General features: G+C 70.5%; 1 protein-coding gene. It reads right to left on the bottom strand.

Annotated elements, in window-relative coordinates:
• A partial coding sequence (locus JHC79_RS23455; protein ID WP_296395460.1) for an alanine racemase occupies positions 1–647 on the bottom strand: 647 nt, incomplete at both ends.

The raw sequence follows: 647 nt of genomic DNA on the forward strand, positions 1-647 counted from the left end.
CCAGCGCCAGGATGGCCTGGTGCACGGTCCCGCCGCCGGTGCGCACCGGCGCCTCGCCGAAGGCCGCCTGCGCGCGGTCCCCCCATGGCTGCGCCGGTTTCATGGCGACCTCGATGATCTCGGCGGTCAAGGTGAAGACGTCGGTGTGCAGGCCGGGGATCGGGGTCCGGTACAGCGGATCGAGACCGAGCAGGATGGCTTCGCCGAGCCGGAGTTCGTCGATCCGCCCGACATCGTGGGTGTGCAACGCCCAGTTCAGGTTCGCCGAGTTGCCACCGGAGACGACGTCGAGCGAGATCCCGTGCAGCGCCTCGATATCGTCGGCCAGCCCGCTGAGCACGCCCATGTTCCGGTCGTCGGGCACGACACCGTTCTGGCAGGCCAGGTTCGCGCCGAGGCCGACGAGACGCAGCGAGGTGTGGCCGAGAACGGCGCGCACCGCCTCGGGAGCCGCCTCGACGGAGATGCCCTCGCGCAGGTCACCGAGTTCGACCACCAGCACCACGGCGTGTATCCGGCGCTGCTCGGCCGCGGCCTGATCGAGCGCCGCCAGCACGACCGCCTCGGTGTTCAGGCTGACATCGGCGATGTCGACGACCGAGGCCACCTGGCTGAGCATGGGAGAGCGGATCAACGTGCGCAGCGCC

The sequence above is a fragment of the Williamsia sp. genome (genome assembly GCF_016462415.1).
Classification (GTDB): Bacteria; Actinomycetota; Actinomycetes; order Mycobacteriales; family Mycobacteriaceae; genus Williamsia_A.